Origin of the sequence: Vibrio sp. V03_P4A6T147 (assembly GCF_002241085.1) — a bacterium.
Classification (GTDB): Bacteria; Pseudomonadota; Gammaproteobacteria; order Enterobacterales; family Vibrionaceae; genus Vibrio; species Vibrio anguillarum.
In genome coordinates, this window is record NZ_NDIO01000237.1 from 1 (window position 1) to 3,170 (window position 3,170).

The following is a 3,170-nucleotide window of genomic DNA, read 5'->3' on the forward strand; positions in this document are numbered from 1 at the left end:
ATAGAGTGCTGATTTAAAACGAATAAATAAGTTTGGACATTTAACTAAAAAGGAACCAATTAGTTAGATGTGTAATCAAATAAAAGTAAGATAGCAGAGCGAATGTGATTGAACCTAGCGGCATTAGCAATCTGAGTCGTTTTTGCAGTTTGCATTTGCAGCCTGCAAAAATTTTCTTGGTGAAGTTTGAAAAAACAAGGAAACAATAGCAACTAAGCGCTATAAAACTTGGCACGTATGCTGCAATAACTATATCGACCCTTCTTAAGCCGAGGGTCACCTAGCCAACTGACGTTGTTAGTGAATACTCTTTGTTCACAATTTACATAGGCCAATCGCGAATATTGCGGTTGGCTTTTTTGTTTTCTGAGGGAGTGTGTTTACTGAGGGAAAACGTTAGAAGGGAACTTCAATTTGCATCATGACAACGCTGTCGAAATCTTCATGCCAACGATAGTCAAAACGCATGCGCGGCTCACCCGCTTTTTTCTCGCCAAAACCGATACTTAGCTGTAAGCCGTGACTCATTAGCCACTCTTCGGTTGACATATCACTTTGCTCGTCAAGCAATTCAGAGGGTATCCAGACTCCAAAGCCAATGTAGCTTGTGGCCAATTTCTGAGTAAACAGGGGATCCGAATCGGCTTTTAAAAACCAATCGGCCCAGTAAGAAGAGTCGGCTGGAGATTCTTCAAATAAACCTAAAGCCAGCAGTTGTTTCGATGCGTAGCCCATACTATCTAATATAGAAAAGCAGACGCCCGATGCTGGTAACATTGCTGGGCTACTATCTGCACCTAGTGTTAATTCTAACTCTGGCGTTAATAATGAACCGGAATAGAGATCGCAAGCTTCCGTCAGCGACGAAAACATGATTAACGCACAAACAGCCACATTTAACTTCATGAATGCAAACAGCTCCGACCACGAAAAGGGCGTGGATTGTCTAGTAAAGTTTTCTTTGCTGCAAGATTTTCCCAACAGAGATAGTCGTTAAATCGGCAATATCTAAATTTTCAGCTAACCGCTGACGAATATCAGTACTACGAATCGCGACTTTTTCAGGACAGGCCATGACTGACCAGCGTTGCAAGATATCTTGAGCTTTATAGAATTTCGCAAAATTGAACAGATTATCCGGGCCCATTACAAAAGTAATGTCAGCATTAGGTGATTGTTTTTGCAGTAATGACAAAACAGCATGAGTTGTGACGCTCTGCCCGGGCTGTTGCAGTTCCTCTTCGACTATTGAGCGTTGTATCTTATCTGACTGCAAATCACGAATAAAAGCATCAATAAGTTCACAACGGATCTCATAACTGAGCATCTGCTTACCCCAAGCGTGTGAAATGCTCGGTACCAACAGAATTAAATCGAAATGGCTTAGCGATTCAATCACACTTTTATGTCCTAAGCTCGGAGGGTTAAAAGCACTCCCAAAGACGGCAATTTTGGTCATAGCAATCCTATTCAAGTCTGAAAACCATTTTCTCGGTTTTCTAATCTGATGATTTCGGTATGATACACCAAAGATTTATATTGCTTGCAGGAAAAGGAACCCTTATGGAACAAATGATCCGTGATGAGATGCGTGTTCTCTCATCCATTGACCCTGTTTATGAAATTGAACGGCGCGTTGAGTTTATTAAACGCAAATTGGTTGAATCTGGTTGTAAGTCTTTAGTGCTTGGCATCAGTGGTGGCGTCGACTCAACAACGTGCGGCCGTCTAGCCCAGCTCGCCGTGACACAACTCAACCAAGAATACGCCGTTAACGACTATCAGTTTATCGCCGTTCGTTTACCCTATGGCGAACAAAAAGATGAGGATGAAGCGCAGCTTGCTCTCTCCTTCATTCAACCTACACACTCAATTTCGGTCAATATTAAAGCGGGTGTAGATGGCCTGCACTCAGCCTCTCTTGATGCGCTACAAGGCACAAGCTTAACTCCAACTGACAGTGCCAAAATTGATTTCGTGAAAGGAAATGTAAAGGCGCGCGCTCGCATGGTTGCGCAGTACGAAATTGCAGGTTTTGTTGGTGCGTTAGTACTCGGCACGGATCATTCCGCAGAAAACATCACCGGTTTTTATACTAAATTTGGTGATGGCGCGTGTGATTTAGCACCACTTTTTGGCTTGAGTAAACGTCAAGTGCGCGCGGTAGCTGCTCAATTAGGCGCACCACAACAATTGGTTCAAAAAACACCCACCGCGGATTTAGAAGAGCTCGCACCACAAAAAGCAGATGAAGATGCGTTAAACTTAAGTTATGACCAAATCGATGATTTTTTAGAAGGGAAGCCTGTTTCCCAGCACGTGATTGACCGTCTTGTCGCGATTTACACAGCAACTCAGCATAAACGTCAACCGATCCCAACGTTGTACGATTGATCGACACAATCTCTCTATAAAAAGCACTAAAGCCAACTTCTCAGTTGGCTTTAGTGTTAAAGTCGACAATACAAGCTTGCACAAAGTGCCAAATTATTGACTCATTTTAATCAGTGATTTACCAATCAGCCACTCAAGCTCTCTTGCGCTCTCTTTGCCAAACTGTACAGCCACCGTTTTGTATAACCGATCGACACCATTTGCTGCAAATTCATCCGCATTTTCAGTCGTCACAACATGATGAAATAATAAACGTAAAATAGCCAAAAATTGTGCATTTTCTAGCGCATTTATCCAGCTATTTGAAAAACTTGAAAGGTCATTTTCAAAATCTAAATGCTCAACAAACAGCTTAAAAATCCGCCCATCTAAAGCGGCCGTAAAATCGGTTTTCTTTGGAAAATGGTGGCTAATCCCCGTTCGTGAAACCCCTGTTTGCTGACTCAACGTGGTATACGACATTTTGTCGTAACCCAGTCTCAATAGCTGATCGACAACAGCATCCATTATTCTCTGAATGGTGATTTCAGTATCTTCTTTACTACGCTTTGGCATGGTCCAGACTCTTCTCTTTTTTATTAATCCATCTAACTCAATTGCGATGATAGTGCCGTTTCGCGAATCACCCCTCGTGGTATGGCATTTTCTGTCTAAAAAACCATCCTTTAAAACAGTAAATTCAAACCAGAATTATCTTGTTAAAAGCGTTATCTACTGGCTTGTTACTGTCACTCCTTTAGCTATCACTAATAAAACTTAAATTTCCAGTTTATTAG

The 3,170-nt window shown here is 41.9% G+C and carries 4 protein-coding genes; 1 reads left to right on the forward strand and 3 read right to left on the reverse strand.

From position 1 onward, the window contains the following. Positions 1 to 396: 396 nt before the first annotated feature. Complete coding sequence (locus tag B9J84_RS09465) at positions 397 to 906, reverse strand: hypothetical protein (RefSeq protein ID WP_064626298.1); 510 nt, start codon at positions 904 to 906, stop codon at positions 397 to 399. Positions 907 to 946: 40 nt separating this feature from the next. Beyond that, the gene (locus B9J84_RS09470; protein ID WP_179217550.1) at positions 947 to 1,459 is read right to left on the reverse strand and encodes a nicotinate-nicotinamide nucleotide adenylyltransferase; all 513 of its coding nucleotides are present in this window, start codon (positions 1,457 to 1,459) and stop codon (positions 947 to 949) included. A gap of 104 nt (positions 1,460 to 1,563) precedes the next feature. Here B9J84_RS09470 and nadE point away from each other — a divergent pair, with 104 nt between their 5' ends. Beyond that, positions 1,564 to 2,394 carry an ammonia-dependent NAD(+) synthetase gene (gene nadE, locus B9J84_RS09475; RefSeq protein ID WP_064626299.1) on the forward strand — a complete coding sequence of 277 codons (831 nt, stop codon included), beginning with the start codon at positions 1,564 to 1,566 and terminating at the stop codon, positions 2,392 to 2,394. Between the two features lie 93 nt (positions 2,395 to 2,487). Here nadE and B9J84_RS09480 read toward each other — a convergent pair whose 3' ends face one another. Continuing rightward, on the reverse strand, positions 2,488 to 2,949 hold the full coding sequence (locus tag B9J84_RS09480; protein ID WP_013867986.1) for a TetR/AcrR family transcriptional regulator: 462 nt from the start codon (positions 2,947 to 2,949) through the stop codon (positions 2,488 to 2,490). Positions 2,950 to 3,170 lie beyond the last annotated feature (221 nt).

Bases quoted from the DNA above. Each gene is read 5' to 3' on its own strand.
- B9J84_RS09465 (WP_064626298.1), bottom strand. From the start codon at position 906: ATGAAGTTAAATGTGGCTGTTTGTGCGTTAATCATGTTTTCGTCGCTG.
- B9J84_RS09470 (WP_179217550.1), bottom strand. From the start codon at position 1,459: ATGACCAAAATTGCCGTCTTTGGGAGTGCTTTTAACCCTCCGAGCTTA.
- nadE (WP_064626299.1), top strand. From the start codon at position 1,564: ATGGAACAAATGATCCGTGATGAGATGCGTGTTCTCTCATCCATTGAC.
- B9J84_RS09480 (WP_013867986.1), bottom strand. From the start codon at position 2,949: ATGCCAAAGCGTAGTAAAGAAGATACTGAAATCACCATTCAGAGAATA.